We start from the raw sequence: 14,845 nt of genomic DNA on the forward strand, positions 1-14,845 counted from the left end.
ATGATCTGCCGGCGCCTCTCTTCGTTTTCGCCGCCGTATTCGACCGACCGATTGCCACGATGACCCAGCCGATCCGCTATTCGATTGTCCCGAAAGATCTTGCCGCGCACCTGTTCGAAGTGACTGTGACGGTTGCCGATCCCGATCCCGAAGGCCAGCGCTTCTCGCTGCCGGTATGGATTCCGGGCAGCTATCTCGTGCGCGAGTTCGCGCGCAACATCGTGACGCTGCATGCGTTCAGCGACGCGGGCCGCAAGGTGCGCATCGCGAAGACCGACAAGCACACGTGGCAGGCCGCGCCCGTCAGCGGCGCGCTGACGCTGCGCTACGACGTCTATGCGTGGGACCTGTCGGTGCGCTCCGCGTATCTCGACGATTCGGGCGGCTTCTTCAACGCGACGGCCGTATTCCTGAGCGTCGCCGGCCGCGAGGCGGCGCCGTGCGAAGTCGATATCGCGAAACCGGCCGACCCGGCGTTCCGCACGTGGCGCGTCGGCACGTCGCTGCCCGAGGCGCGCGGCACCAGGCGCTACGGTTTCGGCGCGTATCGCGCGGCGAACTACGACGAGCTGTCCGACCATCCGGTGACGATCGGCGAATTCGCGCTCGCGACGTTCGACGCGCACGGCGTGCCGCACGATATCGTGATCGCCGGGCGCGTGACGCAGCTCGACCTGGAGCGGCTGCGTACCGATCTGAAGCGCGTATGCGAAGCGCAGATCGCGCTGTTCGAGCCGAAGTCGAAGAAGGCGCCGATGGATCGCTACGTGTTCATGACGCTCGCGGTCAGCGACGGCTACGGCGGCCTCGAGCATCGTGCGTCGACCGCGCTGATCTGCAACCGGACCGACTTGCCGGTGAAGGGGCGCCCGGAAACGACGGAAGGCTATCGCACGTATCTCGGCCTCTGCAGCCACGAGTACTTCCATACGTGGAACGTGAAGCGCATCAAACCGGCGGCGTTCGTGCCGTATGACCTCACGCGCGAGAACTACACGTCGCTGCTGTGGCTGTTCGAAGGCTTCACGTCGTATTACGACGACCTGATGCTGGTTCGCAGCGGGCTGATGTCGCAGGACGACTATTTCGCGGCGCTCGGCCGCACGATCGGCGGCGTGCTGCGCGGCACGGGCCGGCTCAAGCAGAGCGTCGCGGACAGCTCGTTCGACGCATGGATCAAGTACTACCGCCAGGACGAGAACGCGACCAACGCGATCGTCAGCTATTACACGAAGGGCTCGCTCGTTGCGCTCGCGTTCGATCTCGCGATCCGCGCACAGACGCGCAACCGGAAGTCGCTCGACGACGTGATGCGCATGCTGTGGCAGCGCTACGGCCGCGATTTCTATCGCGGCGGCAAGCAGGCGGGCGTGGAGGAAAACGAAGTCGAGACGCTGATCGAGGAAGCGACAGGCGTCGCGCTCGGCCGCCTGTTCGCCGACGCCGTGCACGGCACGCGCGACCTGCCGCTCGCCGAACTGCTCGCGCCGTTCGGCGTGACGCTGGCCCCCGACGTCGCGCTCGGCGCGGCCGCGAAGCCGACGATCGGCGCGCGCCTGCGCGGCGGCGCGGACTGCACGTTGGCGGCGGTCTACGAAGGCGGCGCCGCGCATCGCGCGGGATTGTCGGCCGGCGACACGCTGATCGCGGTCGACGGGCTGCGCGTGACGGGCACGAACCTCGATGCGCTGCTCGCCCGCTACCGGCCGGGCGACAAGGTCGAGGTTCACGCGTTCCGCCGCGACGAGCTGCGCACCGCGAAACTGAAGCTCGACGGGCCGGACATCACGCGCTACCGGCTGACGGCGGCCGCGAAGCCGGCCGCGGCCACGAAGGCCCGCGAAGCGTGGCTGAAGGGGTAAGCGTACGAAAGCGGGTAGCGGGGCGCGATCAAGGATTGTTCTGCTGTTGCAACAATCCGTCGCCCTGAACCCGCTTTTTCGCCGTCATATGGCCACGCACAATGGCGTCACTCGCGCTACCGAAGCGCAACCCCACCCGGAGCCTGACATGACGACCATTCTGCAAATCAATTCCGCTGCGCGTTCGCAAGGCGCGCAATCCACGCTGCTGGCCAACGAACTGACGGCAAAGCTGCAACAATCGAACCCCGGCGCGAACGTCGTGGTTCGCGACCTGCTCGCCGATGCGCTGCCGCACCTCGACGAATCGGTGCTGGGTGCGTTCTTCACGCCGGCCGACCAGCGCACCGCGGAACAGAATGCGATCGTCGCGAAGAGCGATGCACTGATCGCCGAGCTGCAAGCCGCCGACATCATCGTGATCGGCGCGCCGATGTACAACTTCGGCATCTCGTCGCAACTGAAGACGTATTTCGACTGGATCGCCCGCGCAGGCGTCACGTTCCGCTACACCGAGAACGGTCCGGAAGGCCTGATCAAGGGCAAGAAGGTTCACGTCGTGACGGCCCGTGGCGGCAAGTACCTGGGTACGCCGAACGACAGCCAGACCCCGTACCTGCGCACGTTCCTCGGCTTCATCGGCCTGACCGACGTGAGCTTCATCCACGCGGAAGGCCTGAACCTCGGCCCGGACGCGCAGAGCGCCGCGCTGGCCGGCGCACGCGAAGCGATCGCCGCCGCGTAACGCGCCAGGTCGACGCGGGTGCCACGCACCCGCTGCGTCACCCGATAAAAAACGCCGCGCCCTTCACGAAAGGGACGCGGCGTTTTTGCATTCGGCCGGCGAACTCGCCGCCGAGGCCGTTACGCGAGCGTTTCGGCCACGTCCGGCAGGCGCCAGTCGATCGGTTCGCGGCCGGCATCGACCAGGTAGTCGTTCGCGAGCGCGAAATGGCGGCAACCGAGGAAGCCGCGGTGCGCGGACAACGGCGACGGATGCGGCGCCTCGAGCACGCAATGCGCGTTCGCGTCGAACAGCGCGCGCTTGGCCTGCGCATGCGCGCCCCACAGCATGAATACGAGCCCACGATGGCGGCCGGCGAGCTCGCGGATCAGCGTGTCCGTGCATTGTTCCCAGCCGCGCTTCGCATGGCTCGCGGCCGCGCCGCGCTCGACCGTCAACACGGTGTTGAGCAGCAGCACGCCCTGGCGCGCCCACGTGTCGAGGCAGCCGTGACGCGGCGTGTCGTGACCGAAGTTCGCGGCGATTTCCTTGAAGATGTTGCGCAGCGACGGCGGCGTGCGGACGGCCGGCGGCACCGAGAACGCGAGGCCGTGCGCCTGCGGCGTGCCGCGGTCGTCGCCGTGGTACGGATCCTGACCGAGGATCACGACCTTCACGTCGTCGGGATGCGTCAGGCGCAGCGCGCGGAACACGTCGGTCGGGTAGACCGTCTTGCCGGCGGCGCGCTCTTCGTCGACGAAGCGGCACAGCGGCGCGTACGCGTCGCTGTCGGTGAACGGTTTCAGCACGTCGCGCCAGACGGCCGGCAGCGCGTCGAATTGCGCGGCGAGATGCGGTACGTCGGTGGCAACGGGCCGCGGTGCCGAGGCGGCCGGGGCCGGTTCGGGCACGGCCGCCGGTGCGGCGGTTTTCTTTGCGGGTTTGCGCCGAGCGGCAGGCGGCTCGGAAGCCGCGGACGGAATATCGGCCGGTGCCGTTTCCGGCACGGGATCGTCGAACAGCGACGCCTGTTGCGGCGCGCGGGAAGTCTTGCGGGTTGCCATGCGTGATGCGTGTTTATTGCGCGCGCAGCCGGTAGCCGCGCTGCGCCTTGCTGATGTTTTCGGGAACGAGGCCCGGCAGCGCCTGCTGCAGTTCGGCGGCGAGCGTCGCGAGCGCCGTTTCCGGGCCGTCGATCAGTTCGAGTTCGATTTCGCTGATCGGTTCGCGGCGCGTTTCGTGTTCCGCCTGGACGACGATCTCGCCGAGGTCTACCGCGGCCTCGACGGTTGCGCCGCCGATGGCGATGCGCCACAGCGTACGCGAAAAATCCGTGCGGAACAGCGCATGCAGCGCGCCGGCTGCGTCATTCAGCGCGGCGGCGGCTTCCGGCACGTCGCAGGCCGCGACGAGCGCGTCGATTTCGAGCGCGTCGCCCGCGACCGGCAGTTCCCACTCGTGGCGGCTATGCAGGCCGCCTTCCGCGCTGCCGACCGTCTTGAACGTCTGCAGCCAGCCGTCCGGCGTGCGGCGCACGCGCACCGCGCTCTTCGAGCGCGCGAGCGCGAGATCGGGCGTGTCGTAATAGACGTTCGCTAGCGTGATCGCGCGACCGGGTTCACCGGTCAGCGTCTCGAAGAAGCGGCGCGCGGCATCGGCCTGGCCGGCCGGCAGCGCGAGCTTGATTTCCTGTTCGATCGCCATCAGAAGAACATCCGTGCGAGTTCCTCGCCCGGCTGCTCGGCGCGCATGAACGCTTCGCCGACGAGGAACGTGTTCACGTTCGCCGCGCGCATCGTGTCGACGTCGGTGCGCGACAGGATGCCCGATTCGGTCACGACGATGCGATCCGCCGGAATCATGTCGAGCATGTCGAGCGTGGTCTGGATCGACGTCTCGAACGTGCGCAGGTTGCGGTTGTTGATACCGAGCAGCGGCGTCTTCAGCGTCAGCGCCTGTTCCATCTCGTGGCGGTCGTGCACTTCGACCAGCACCGCGAGGCCGAGCGAGTGCGCATAGGCTTCCAGATCCTGCATCAGCGGCGTGTCGAGCGCGGCGGCGATCAGCAGGATCGCGTCGGCGCCCATCGCGCGGGCTTCGACGATCTGGTACGCGTCGACGATGAAGTCCTTGCGCAGCACCGGCAGCGTGCAGGCCGCGCGCGCTTCCTCGAGGTAGCGGACGCCGCCCTGGAAGAACTGCTCGTCGGTCAGCACCGACAGGCACGCGGCGCCGTGCGCCGCATACGAGCGTGCGATGTCGGCCGGCACGAAATGCTCGCGCAGCACGCCTTTCGACGGGCTGGCCTTCTTGATTTCGGCGATCACGGCGGCGTTGCCGGCCGCGTGCTTCGCGCGCAGCGCACCGACGAAGTCGCGCAGGTCGCGCGCGGACGCTTCGAGTTTCAGTGCCTCGAGCGGCGTGCTGCGCAGCGCCGCCGCGATTTCTTCGCGCTTGACGGCGATGATTCGGTCGAGAATGTCGCTCATAGGGGTTCCTGCTGGATTCGTAAGAGGGTCAGCGCTTGAACTGCTGCGTGAAGCGCACGAGTTCGTCGACCTTCGCGCGGGCTTTGCCGCTCGCGATCGCTTCGCGGGCGAGCTGGATGCCGTCCGCGATCGACTCGGCGATATTGGCCGCGTAGAGCGCGGTGCCCGCGTTCAGCGTGACGATCTCGCGTGCGACGCCCGGCTGGTTGTCCAGCGCGCCGAGCAGCATCGTGCGCGATTCGTCCGCATTTTCCACCTTCAGCGTGCGATTCGACACCATCTGCAGGCCGAAGTCCTCCGGATGGATCTCGTATTCGTGCACCTTGCCGTCGCGCAATTCGCCGACGAGCGTCGCGGCGCCGAGCGATACCTCATCCATGCCGTCCTTGCCGTACACGACGAGCACGTGCTGCGCGCCGAGACGCTGCATCACGCGCACCTGGATGCCGACGAGGTCGGCGTGGAACACGCCCATCAGCTGGTTCGGCGCGCCGGCCGGATTGGTCAGCGGGCCGAGGATGTTGAAGATTGTGCGCACGCCGAGCTCGCGGCGCACGGCCGCGATGTTCTTCATCGCCGGGTGATGGTTCGGCGCGAACATGAAGCCCATGCCGGTTTCGGCGATCGATGCGGCGACCTGGTCCGACTCCAGGTCGATGTTCACGCCGAGCGCCTCGAGCACGTCGGCGCTGCCGGACTTGCTCGATACGCCGCGGTTGCCGTGCTTCGCGACCTTCGCGCCCGCGGCCGCCGTGACGAACATCGACGCGGTCGAGATGTTGAACGTGTGCGAGCCGTCGCCGCCGGTGCCGACGATGTCGACGAAATTCGAGTTGTCCTGCACTTCGACGTGGTTCGCGAATTCGCGCATCACGGTCGCGGCGGCGGCGATCTCGCCGATCGTCTCCTTCTTCACGCGCAGCCCGGTGATGATCGCGGCCGCCATCACCGGCGACAGGTCGCCGCGCATGATCAGCCGCATCAGATGCAGCATTTCGTCGTGGAAGATCTCGCGGTGCTCGATCGTGCGTTGCAGCGCTTCCTGCGGGGTAATCGTCATCGTGCGTCTCCCGTCAGGCAGCCGGTGCGGCGGCATGGGCCGCTGCGCGGTTTTGCTTCAGGAAATTCTCGAGCAGCGCATGGCCATGCTCGGACAGGATCGATTCCGGGTGGAACTGCACGCCTTCGACCGGCAGCGTCTTGTGGCGCACGCCCATGATCTCGCCGTCGTCGGTCCACGCGGACACCTCGAGGCAGTCCGGCAGCGATTCGCGCTCGATCGCGAGCGAGTGATAGCGCGTCACGTCGAAATGCTTCGGCAGATCGGCGAACACGCCGCGGCAGTCGGTTTCGATCCGGCTCACCTTGCCGTGCATGATGGTCTTCGCGCGCACGACGCGGCCGCCGAACGCTTCGCCGATCGCCTGGTGGCCGAGGCAGACGCCGAGGATCGGCTTCCGGCCCGAGAATTCGCGCAGCACGTCGAGCGTGATGCCCGCGTGCTGCGGATTGCTCGGGCCGGGCGACAGGCAGATCGTGTCGGGGTTCAGGCGCGCGATGTCGTCGAGCGTGATTTCGTCGTTGCGGTAGGTGCGCACGTCCTCCCCGAGTTCGCCGAAGTACTGGACCAGGTTGTAGGTAAACGAGTCGTAGTTGTCGATCATGAGCAGCATGGTCAGTCTCCGGTCAGAAGTCGCTATCGAGGCCGTCCTGGACCTGTTCGGCCGCACGCAGCACCGCGCGCGCCTTGTTCTCGGTCTCTTGCCATTCGGATTCGGGCACCGAGTCCGCGACGACGCCGGCCGCCGCTTGCACGTACAGGTTGCCGTTGTGGATCAGGCCCGTGCGGATCGCGATCGCGAGATCCATCTCGCCGGAGAACGACAGGTAGCCGACCGCACCGCCGTACAGCCCGCGCTTGACCGGCTCGAGCTCGTCGATCAGTTCCATCGCGCGCACCTTCGGCGCGCCGGACAGCGTGCCGGCCGGGAACGTCGCGCGCAGCACGTCGTAGTTCGTCATGCCGGGCTTCAGCTTGCCTTCGACCGAGCTGACGATGTGCTGCACGTGCGAGTACTTCTCGATCACCATCTTGTCGGTCACCTGCACCGAACCGATCTCCGCGATGCGGCCGACGTCGTTGCGCGCGAGATCGATCAGCATCACGTGCTCGGCGATCTCCTTCGGATCGTTGAGCAGTTCGGTCGCGAGTTCCGCATCGCGCTCGGGCGTGTTGCCGCGCGGGCGCGTGCCGGCGAGCGGGCGAATCGTGACGATCTGGTCTTCGCCGCGCTTTTCCTGGCGCACGAGGATTTCCGGCGATGCGCCGACCACGTGGAAATCGCCGAAGTTGTAGTAGTACATGTACGGCGACGGGTTCAGCGAACGCAGCGCGCGATACAGCGACAGCGGATTGTCGCGGTATGGTTTCGTCAGGCGCTGGCCGACCTGGATCTGCATCAGCTCGCCGGCCGCGATGTATTCCTTCGCCTGGCGCACGGCGGCCAGATAATCGTCCTTCTTGAACTCGCGGAACGTCTCGGTGCGCACGCTCGCCGACGTGACGGGCGGCTGCACGGTCGTGCGCAGGCGCTGCTTCAGTTCGCGCAGGCGGTGTTTCGCCTTCGCATACGCTTCGGGTTGGCCCGGGTCCGCGTAGATGATCAGGTAGAGCTTGCCGGCGAGGTTGTCGATCACCGCGACTTCCTCGGTCAGCAGCAACTGGATGTCGGGCAGGCCGAGATCGTCGCGCGGCGCGGTGTTCGCGAGCTTCTTCTCGATGTAGCGCACCGCGTCGTAGCCGAAGTAGCCGGCGAGGCCGCCGCAGAACCGCGGCAGGCCCGGCCGCTGCGCGACCTTGAAGCGCGCCTGGAACGATTCGATGAACTGGAATGGGTCGCCGTCATGCGTCTCGACAACCTGGCCGTCGCGCACCACTTGCGACACGCCGTTGCGGGTGCGCACGAGCGTGCGGGCGGGCAGGCCGATGAACGAATAGCGGCCGAAACGTTCGCCGCCGACCACCGATTCGAGCAGGAACGAGTTGGCGCCCGCGCGTTCGGGCTGGGCCAGCTTCAGGTAGAGGGACAGCGGCGTTTCGAGATCGGCGAGGGCTTCCGCGATCAGCGGGATGCGGTTGTAGCCTTCGTTCGCGAGCGATTGGAATTCGAGTTCGGTCATGTTCCGGTCCTGTTCGGGACGAGCGGCGCGTGCGCCAGGGATCATTTGACGCTGCGCGGGTGGCCGTCGGCGAAAGGGCGGTCGATCGAGAAGTGCCTGTTGCCGGCCGGCACTCCGGGCGTGAACGTCGCGAGCCTGCGGCCGATCCTGAACGCAAGCGTTCGGACACGGTGGAACTCGAGGTGGTGCGACGATCGGCGCGCGGATGCGCAGCGAGATAAAAAACGGCGCTGAAGACGTGCTTCAGCGTACCTCATCGAAGAGGTCAGCGCGACCAGCGACGCCAGGGCCAGGCTCCCCGGTCGATGCTGCTCAGACTCCGTTTTTTATTCAGAAACATGCGGATGGAAGAAATAATCAGACGGTTGGCCGGCCGGCGTTGTGCGCGGAAATTGCGCGAGCCGCGACCAGCAACGAATCGACTATACCATCCGAATTTATCGTTTGTATAGCTTTGCCGTGGTTGTAGCCGTACGGCACCGTCAGTGTCGCCATCCCGGCCGCGCGGCCCGCCAGCGCGTCGTTTTCCGAGTCGCCGATCGCGACCGCGGCGTCCGGCGCGACGCCGAGCGCGTCGCAGGCCGTCAGCATCGGCAGCGGATCGGGCTTCTTGCGTGCGACGCTGTCGCCGCCCAGCACGATGCCGAAGCAGCCGGCCAGCCTGTATTGCTCGAGCAGCTCGACTGCGAAGCGGTGCGGCTTATTGGTCACGCACGCGAGCCGGATGCCGGCCGCGCGCAATGCGTCGAGGCCGGCCGCCACGTCCGGATAGAGACGCGTGTGGCGACCGTTGATCTTCGCGTATTCGGTCTGGTAGATCGCCAGTGCGTCGTCGAAGCGCGCGTGCGCTTCGTCGGCCGGGAAGCGCGGCTTCAGCACGCTGTGGATCAGGTGTTCGGAGCCTTTGCCGACATAGCCGATCACTTCGTCGCGCGACGTGGCCGGCGCGCCGAGCTGCGCGAGCATCCCGTTCAGGCCGGCCGTGAAATCGTCGGCCGTGTCGACCATCGTGCCGTCGAGGTCGATCAGCGCCGCATCGATGCGCGGCGCGGCGAAGCGGATCGGCGCAGCGTCCGCGGCGGCTCCGGCCGGCGCGTGGCCGGCGAACGACGAGTCGGCCACGGCGTCAGCTCCGCTCGACGGTCGCGAGCGCCGCGCGCATCTCGTCGATCACCTTGCGATAGTCGGGCTTGCCGAAGATCGCCGAACCCGCGACGAACGTGTCCGCGCCGGCCGCCGCGATTTCCGCGATATTGTCGGCCTTCACGCCGCCGTCGACTTCGAGCAGGATCTCGCGGCCCGTGCGTTCGGTGTACGCGTCGATGCGGGCGCGCGCCTCGCGCAGCTTGTTCAGCGTTTCCGGGATGAACGACTGGCCGCCGAAGCCGGGGTTGACCGACATCAGCAGCACGAAGTCGAGGCGATCCATCACGTGGTCGAGGTAGTTCAGCGGCGTGGCCGGATTGAACACGAGGCCGGCCTTGCAGCCATGGTCGCGGATCAGCGACAGCGTGCGGTCGATGTGGTCGGAGCCCTCCGGGTGGAAGCTGATCAGGTTCGCGCCGGCCTTCGCGAAATCGGGCACGATCCGGTCGACCGGGCGCACCATCAGGTGCACGTCGATCGGCACCTGCACGTGCGGGCGGATCGCCTCGCAGACGAGCGGGCCGATCGTCAGGTTCGGCACATAATGATTGTCCATCACGTCGAAGTGAATCCAGTCGGCGCCGGCGGCGACCACGTTGCGGACTTCTTCGCCGAGCCGTGCAAAGTCGGCCGACAGGATGCTGGGAGCGATGCGGAATTGAGTCATGACAGGGGAGCGGGGACGTTGCGGCGCAAAACCGTCATTCTACCGTCCGGCGACCCGCTGCGCGGCGGCAGGCCGTGCGGTGGCGGCCCGAATGCGCATAGAATGCCGAACCAATGCGGCGCGCCCGCGGCCCGGCCGCTCGAGTCGGCGCGCGCGGTTACCTACAGCGGACACACCATGAGTCAGTATCAGTTCACCGTTTCGGTGAAAACCAGCTACTTGCCGGAACAATCCGACCCCGATCACCGTCAATACGCATTCGCGTACACGCTGACGATCCGCAATACCGGGCAGGTCGCGGCGCAGCTGATCGCGCGTCACTGGATCATCACGGACAGCGAGAGCCACGTGCAGGAAGTGAAGGGGCTCGGCGTCGTCGGGCACCAGCCGCTGCTGCAGCCGGGCGAGCATTTCGAATACACGAGCTGGGCCGTGATCGCGACGCCGGTCGGCACGATGCGCGGCGCGTACTTCTGCGTGGCGGAGGACGGCGAGCGTTTCGAGGCGCCGGTCGACGAGTTCGCGCTGCACATGCCGCGCACGCTGCATTGAGCGTGCGGTGTGCAGTGTGCGTCAGCGCGGCTGGCGGTCGTCGCGGCGGGCCTGCTTCTTTCTGCCCGACGACGTCCACACGACGATGAAGATCAGCAGGGCAAGCGCGACGAAGGCTTCGAGCGCGAAGATGAGCATCGGATATTGGTCGAGAAAATCTGACATGGCGGTTTCCATCAAGAACGGACATTGTATGTGGTTTGGGCCCCGGCTGGCCGGGTGGATGGCTGCGGCTGCTGCTGCGGCGCTGCTCGCCGCGTGCGGCGGCGCGCCGACGCGGACCTCCGCGCTGAAGCCGCCGACCGGTGCGGCGGTCGTGCCGGGGCAGGTCGCCGCGAAGCGGCTCACGCCGGTCGCGTGGCAGCAGGTGCCGGGCTGGCAGGACGATTCGCTGATCGGCGCGACGGCCGCGCTGCGGCAGAACTGCGCGCGGCTCGCGCGCCAGCCGGCCTGGGCGCGCGCTTGCGCGGCCGCCGACCGGCTCGACGAGCTCGACGTCAGCAGCGCCCGCAGTTTCTTCGAAACGTATTTCACGCCGTTCCAGTTCGCGAACACCGACGGTACGCTCGACGGGCTCGTGACCGGCTATTACGAGCCGCTGCTGCACGGTTCGCGCGTACGCCGCGGTCCGTATCAGTACGCGCTCTATCGCTGGCCGGCCGGCTATCGCGCGGGCGCCGCGCTGCCGGCACGCGCGCAGCTCGAGCGCGCCGGCATCCTGAACGGCAACGAGCTCGTATGGGTCGACGATCCGATCGAGGCATTCTTCCTGCAGGTGCAGGGCTCGGGGCGCGTGCTGCTCGACGACGGTTCGGTGATGCGGGTCGGCTTCGGCGGCACCAACAACCAGCCGTACCGTTCGATCGGCAAGTGGCTGCTCGATCGCGGCGAGCTGACGCCCGCGCAGGCGACGATGCAGGGCATCAAGGCCTGGGCGAAGGCGAACCCGACGCGCGTCGACGCGCTGCTCGACACGAATCCGCGCTTCGTGTTCTTCCGCGACATGCCGACCAAGGAGGATGCGCCGCACGGCGGCGCCGACGGTCCGATCGGCGCGCTCGGCGTGCCGCTGACGCCGGAGCGCTCGATCGCGGTCGATCCGTCGTCGATCCCGCTCGGCACGCCGGTGTTCCTGCAGACCACGCGTCCGCTGACGAATACGCCGATGAACCGGCTCGTGTTCGCGCAGGATACGGGCTCGGCGATCAAGGGCGGCGTGCGGGCGGACTATTTCTGGGGGCTCGGCGACGACGCGGGCGACCAGGCTGGCCGGATGAAGCAGGTCGGCCGGATGTGGCTGTTGTTCCCGAATTCGTGATTGGGCGCGGCGCGGGTTGTCCGGAGGGTGGCCCGTGCACAAGATTCGGCATTCGTGGCGCGTCTCATGCGTGACGCGCATGCCGGTTTGATCGCCGGTGTGCCCATGTGATTTCGGTTCGCGTGATGCCGTGCGTGTCACGTCGAACGACGCTTTGGCGTAAAACAGCCCGATCGGCATTGGCCGACCGGGCTGTTTCGTTTGCAGGCACGGCTTCGCCGTTGCGCGGCGTGCGTGCGGCGAGTACGCGACGTTCGCGCCGGTCGCCTGCGCGGCGGGGTGACCTCAGCCCTTGCGTTTGTCGATGACGCGGCGCGCCTTGCCGACCGAGCGCTCGATGCCGTTCACGGGCAGCACGTTGATCATGGCCGTCACGCCGATCAGCGACTTGATGTCGTACGCGAGCGCCTGTTTTGCCGCCTGGATCGCCGCGGTATCGGGCGCGGTCTCCGGACAGGGCTCGACGTTGAGCGTCAACACGTCGAGCGGGCCTTCCTTCGTCAGCACGATCTGATAGTGCGGCGCGAGCGCGCGCTGCTTGAGCAACTGCTCCTCGATTTGCGTCGGGAACACGTTGACGCCGCGCACGATCATCATGTCGTCCGACCGGCCGGTGATCTTCTCCATCCGGCGCATCGTCCGGGCGGTGCCTGGCAACAGGCGCGTGAGGTCACGGGTGCGGTAGCGGACGATCGGCAGCGCTTCCTTCGTCAGCGACGTGAACACGAGCTCGCCGAGTTCGCCGTCCGGCAGCACTTCGCCGGTTTCGGGGTCGATGATTTCCGGATAGAAATGGTCTTCCCAGATGGTCGGGCCGTCCTTGGTCTCCACGCATTCGGACGCGACGCCCGGGCCCATCACTTCGGACAGCCCGTAGATGTCGACCGCGTCGATCCCCATCCGCTGTTCGATGGCGACGCGCATGTCGTTGGTCCACGGCTCCGCGCCGAAGATGCCGATGCGCAGCGAACTCTGCACGGGATCGAGGCCCTGGCGCTCGATCTCGTCGGCGATCGACAGCATGTAGCTTGGCGTGACCATGATGATGTCGGGCCGGAAGTCCTGGATCAGCTGCACCTGCTTTTCGGTCTGCCCGCCGCCGAACGGGATCACGGTGAGGCCCGCGCGTTCGGCACCGTAATGTGCGCCAAGCCCGCCCGTGAAGAGGCCATAGCCGTAGCTGACGTGCACCTTGTCGCCGCGGCGCGCACCGGCCGCGCGGATCGAGCGCGCGACGAGATTCGCCCACGTGTCGATGTCGGCGGCCGTATAGCCGACGACCGTCGGCTTGCCGGTCGTACCCGACGACGCATGGATGCGCGAGATCTGGTCCTGCGGCACCGCGAACATCCCGAACGGATAGCTGTCGCGCAGGTCGCCCTTGGTCGTGAACGGGAAGCGCGACAGGTCGGCGAGCGTCTTCAGGTCGTCCGGATGCACGCCCGCTTCGTCGAACTTGCGGCGATAGACGGGCGAGTGGTCATACGCATGCCGGAGCGACCATTTGAGGCGTTCGAGCTGCAGCGCGGTCAGCTCGTCGCGTGAGGCGGTCTCGATCGGCTCGAGCGGTAGCGGGGTAGTCATGCATGTCTCCAGTGTTTGTTATGGGCGCGCCGTCGACGTCAGCGGTCTTCCGGGATGACCGTGCCCTTGATCTGGGCGGATTTGCCGCGAAACATCGCGACGGTGTCGCCTGTCTGGTTCGTGACGCGGATGTCGTAGATGCCGTGGCGGCCGGCACGCGCCTGTTCGATCGCCTCGGCCGTCAGCATGTCGTCGCCGTGCACGGGGCGCAGGAATTCGATCGAGCAGCCGGCCGCGACCGCATTCACGTTGTACGAGTTGCACGCGAACGCGAACGTCGAATCGGCGAGCGTGAAGATGATCCCGCCGTGACAGGTCTGGTGCCCGTTCAGGAATTCGGGTCGCACGCGCATCTGCAGGCGGGCGTAGCCGGCGCGGACTTCGGCGATCTCCATGCCGAACGCGCGGCTGCAGGCATCGGCGTCGTACATGGCCTGAGCGGTGGCGCGGGCGAGCGAATCGGGATCGAGCGTGGCGGTGGCGTTCGTCATGTCAATGCCCTTCGAAGCGCGGTGCGCGCTTCTCGATGAAGGCCTGCACACCTTCCGCATAGTCGTGCGACTGACCGAGCTTGCGCTGCAGGTCACGTTCCACGTCGAGTTGCTGATCGAGCGTGTTCGTGACGCTGTCCCGCATCGACTGCTTGATCGATGCGATCGCGAGCGTCGGCTGCTGCGCGAGCTGGGCGGCGAGTTGGCGGGCCGTCGCGACGAGCGCGTCGTCGTCGACCGCGCGCCAGATCAGGCCCCACTGTTCGGCCTGTTCGGCGCCGAGCTTGTCGCCGGTCAGCGCGAGCCCCAGCGCGCGCGCCATACCGATGCGTTGCGGCAGGAACCACGTGCCGCCCGAATCGGGTACGAGCCCGATCTTTACGAAGGCCTGGATGAAACTGCTCGAGCGGGCGGCGAACACGAGATCGCACGCGAGTGCGAGATTCGCGCCGGCGCCGGCCGCCGCGCCGTTGACGGCGGCGATTACCGGAATCGGCAGACGCTGCAGGCGGCGGATCAGCGGATTGAAATGCTCGTCGATCAGCGTGCCGAGGTCGGTGGACGCGCCCGGTGTGAAGTCGAGGTCGGCCAGATCCTGGCCCGCGCAAAAGCCGCGCCCCGCACCCGTCAGAATCAGCGCGCGTGCACCGGCCGCCTCGACTTCATCGAGCGCCGACTGCAGTTCGCGATGCATCGCCCGCGTGAAGCTGTTCAGCTTGTCGGGGCGGTTGAGCGTGATCGTGGCCACGCGCGCGGCCTGATCGATATCCAGCTGGATCGCCTGATAGGACATGCAGTATCTCCGTCATGACTTCGTTATAGGCGCGCGGCG

At 67.1% G+C, this 14,845-nt stretch carries 16 protein-coding genes; 4 read left to right on the forward strand and 12 right to left on the reverse strand.

Annotated elements, in window-relative coordinates; translation table 11 throughout:
- Positions 1–59 precede the first annotated feature (59 nt).
- Both GJG85_RS02655 and GJG85_RS02660 read left to right on the forward strand, forming a co-directional pair.
- Positions 60–1,862, forward strand: a complete 1,803-nt coding sequence (locus GJG85_RS02655) for a PDZ domain-containing protein (protein WP_204383646.1) — start codon at positions 60–62, stop codon at positions 1,860–1,862.
- Between the two features lie 148 nt (positions 1,863–2,010).
- On the forward strand, positions 2,011–2,607 hold the full coding sequence (locus GJG85_RS02660; RefSeq protein WP_050013052.1) for an NAD(P)H-dependent oxidoreductase: 597 nt from the start codon (positions 2,011–2,013) through the stop codon (positions 2,605–2,607).
- Between the two features lie 119 nt (positions 2,608–2,726).
- Here GJG85_RS02660 and GJG85_RS02665 read toward each other — a convergent pair whose 3' ends face one another.
- From GJG85_RS02665 to rpe, 8 genes are all read right to left on the reverse strand, one after another.
- Positions 2,727–3,650, reverse strand: coding sequence for a uracil-DNA glycosylase (locus GJG85_RS02665; RefSeq protein WP_050013051.1), 924 nt, complete (start codon positions 3,648–3,650; stop codon positions 2,727–2,729).
- A gap of 13 nt (positions 3,651–3,663) precedes the next feature.
- Positions 3,664–4,290 (reverse strand): CYTH domain-containing protein, encoded by a 627-nt coding sequence (locus GJG85_RS02670; RefSeq protein WP_011546533.1) that lies wholly within the window; start codon positions 4,288–4,290, stop codon positions 3,664–3,666.
- Entirely contained in the window at positions 4,290–5,075 is a 786-nt protein-coding gene (gene trpC, locus GJG85_RS02675; protein WP_006477043.1) for an indole-3-glycerol phosphate synthase TrpC, read from the reverse strand. The genes GJG85_RS02670 and trpC overlap by 1 nt, the downstream gene beginning before the upstream one ends.
- Before the next feature lie 28 nt (positions 5,076–5,103).
- The gene (gene trpD, locus GJG85_RS02680) at positions 5,104–6,135 is read right to left on the reverse strand and encodes an anthranilate phosphoribosyltransferase (RefSeq protein ID WP_204383647.1); all 1,032 of its coding nucleotides are present in this window, start codon (positions 6,133–6,135) and stop codon (positions 5,104–5,106) included.
- Between the two features lie 13 nt (positions 6,136–6,148).
- Entirely contained in the window at positions 6,149–6,748 is a 600-nt protein-coding gene (locus GJG85_RS02685) for an aminodeoxychorismate/anthranilate synthase component II (RefSeq protein WP_050013050.1), read from the reverse strand.
- 13 nt (positions 6,749–6,761) lie between these two features.
- Positions 6,762–8,255 (reverse strand): anthranilate synthase component I, encoded by a 1,494-nt coding sequence (gene trpE, locus GJG85_RS02690; protein ID WP_204383649.1) that lies wholly within the window; start codon positions 8,253–8,255, stop codon positions 6,762–6,764.
- Positions 8,256–8,612: 357 nt separating this feature from the next.
- Positions 8,613–9,377, reverse strand: coding sequence for a phosphoglycolate phosphatase (locus GJG85_RS02695; RefSeq protein WP_050013048.1), 765 nt, complete (start codon positions 9,375–9,377; stop codon positions 8,613–8,615).
- Positions 9,378–9,381: 4 nt separating this feature from the next.
- The gene (gene rpe, locus GJG85_RS02700) at positions 9,382–10,068 is read right to left on the reverse strand and encodes a ribulose-phosphate 3-epimerase (protein ID WP_006482066.1); all 687 of its coding nucleotides are present in this window, start codon (positions 10,066–10,068) and stop codon (positions 9,382–9,384) included.
- A 177-nt stretch (positions 10,069–10,245) separates the two neighbouring features.
- Here rpe and apaG point away from each other — a divergent pair, with 177 nt between their 5' ends.
- Positions 10,246–10,620 (forward strand): Co2+/Mg2+ efflux protein ApaG, encoded by a 375-nt coding sequence (gene apaG, locus GJG85_RS02705; protein ID WP_006477037.1) that lies wholly within the window; start codon positions 10,246–10,248, stop codon positions 10,618–10,620.
- 21 nt (positions 10,621–10,641) lie between these two features.
- Here the strand turns inward: apaG and GJG85_RS34920 are convergent, their stop codons facing one another.
- Positions 10,642–10,785, reverse strand: coding sequence for a hypothetical protein (locus GJG85_RS34920; RefSeq protein WP_235356184.1), 144 nt, complete (start codon positions 10,783–10,785; stop codon positions 10,642–10,644).
- 28 nt (positions 10,786–10,813) lie between these two features.
- On the opposite strand from GJG85_RS34920, the gene GJG85_RS02710 reads away from it, so the two are divergent.
- The gene (locus GJG85_RS02710) at positions 10,814–11,938 is read left to right on the forward strand and encodes an MltA domain-containing protein (RefSeq protein WP_050013047.1); all 1,125 of its coding nucleotides are present in this window, start codon (positions 10,814–10,816) and stop codon (positions 11,936–11,938) included.
- Positions 11,939–12,223: 285 nt separating this feature from the next.
- On the opposite strand, the gene paaK is transcribed toward GJG85_RS02710, so the two are convergent.
- The 3 genes from paaK to paaG are packed head-to-tail and all read right to left on the reverse strand — an operon-like array spanning position 12,224 to position 14,806.
- Entirely contained in the window at positions 12,224–13,522 is a 1,299-nt protein-coding gene (gene paaK, locus GJG85_RS02715; RefSeq protein WP_050013046.1) for a phenylacetate--CoA ligase PaaK, read from the reverse strand.
- 38 nt (positions 13,523–13,560) lie between these two features.
- On the reverse strand, positions 13,561–14,013 hold the full coding sequence (gene paaI, locus GJG85_RS02720) for a hydroxyphenylacetyl-CoA thioesterase PaaI (protein WP_089488134.1): 453 nt from the start codon (positions 14,011–14,013) through the stop codon (positions 13,561–13,563).
- Between the two features lies 1 nt (position 14,014).
- Positions 14,015–14,806, reverse strand: coding sequence for a 2-(1,2-epoxy-1,2-dihydrophenyl)acetyl-CoA isomerase PaaG (paaG, locus tag GJG85_RS02725; protein ID WP_204383650.1), 792 nt, complete (start codon positions 14,804–14,806; stop codon positions 14,015–14,017).
- Between the last annotated feature and the right edge of the window lie 39 nt (positions 14,807–14,845).

This window comes from Burkholderia sp. MS389, assembly GCF_016899425.1.
Lineage (GTDB): Bacteria > Pseudomonadota > Gammaproteobacteria > Burkholderiales > Burkholderiaceae > Burkholderia > Burkholderia sola.

What these genes read in the sequence shown, in the direction of transcription:
- paaI (WP_089488134.1), bottom strand. Translation starts at nt 14,013, where the DNA reads ATGACGAACGCCACCGCCACGCTCGATCCCGATTCGCTCGCCCGCGCC.
- paaG (WP_204383650.1), bottom strand. Translation starts at nt 14,806, where the DNA reads ATGTCCTATCAGGCGATCCAGCTGGATATCGATCAGGCCGCGCGCGTG.
- trpD (WP_204383647.1), bottom strand. Translation starts at nt 6,135, where the DNA reads ATGACGATTACCCCGCAGGAAGCGCTGCAACGCACGATCGAGCACCGC.
- GJG85_RS02710 (WP_050013047.1), top strand. Translation starts at nt 10,814, where the DNA reads ATGTGGTTTGGGCCCCGGCTGGCCGGGTGGATGGCTGCGGCTGCTGCT.
- trpE (WP_204383649.1), bottom strand. Translation starts at nt 8,255, where the DNA reads ATGACCGAACTCGAATTCCAATCGCTCGCGAACGAAGGCTACAACCGC.
- GJG85_RS34920 (WP_235356184.1), bottom strand. Translation starts at nt 10,785, where the DNA reads ATGTCAGATTTTCTCGACCAATATCCGATGCTCATCTTCGCGCTCGAA.
- GJG85_RS02670 (WP_011546533.1), bottom strand. Translation starts at nt 4,290, where the DNA reads ATGGCGATCGAACAGGAAATCAAGCTCGCGCTGCCGGCCGGCCAGGCC.
- GJG85_RS02685 (WP_050013050.1), bottom strand. Translation starts at nt 6,748, where the DNA reads ATGCTGCTCATGATCGACAACTACGACTCGTTTACCTACAACCTGGTC.
- paaK (WP_050013046.1), bottom strand. Translation starts at nt 13,522, where the DNA reads ATGACTACCCCGCTACCGCTCGAGCCGATCGAGACCGCCTCACGCGAC.
- apaG (WP_006477037.1), top strand. Translation starts at nt 10,246, where the DNA reads ATGAGTCAGTATCAGTTCACCGTTTCGGTGAAAACCAGCTACTTGCCG.
- trpC (WP_006477043.1), bottom strand. Translation starts at nt 5,075, where the DNA reads ATGAGCGACATTCTCGACCGAATCATCGCCGTCAAGCGCGAAGAAATC.
- GJG85_RS02665 (WP_050013051.1), bottom strand. Translation starts at nt 3,650, where the DNA reads ATGGCAACCCGCAAGACTTCCCGCGCGCCGCAACAGGCGTCGCTGTTC.
- GJG85_RS02660 (WP_050013052.1), top strand. Translation starts at nt 2,011, where the DNA reads ATGACGACCATTCTGCAAATCAATTCCGCTGCGCGTTCGCAAGGCGCG.
- rpe (WP_006482066.1), bottom strand. Translation starts at nt 10,068, where the DNA reads ATGACTCAATTCCGCATCGCTCCCAGCATCCTGTCGGCCGACTTTGCA.
- GJG85_RS02655 (WP_204383646.1), top strand. Translation starts at nt 60, where the DNA reads ATGACCCAGCCGATCCGCTATTCGATTGTCCCGAAAGATCTTGCCGCG.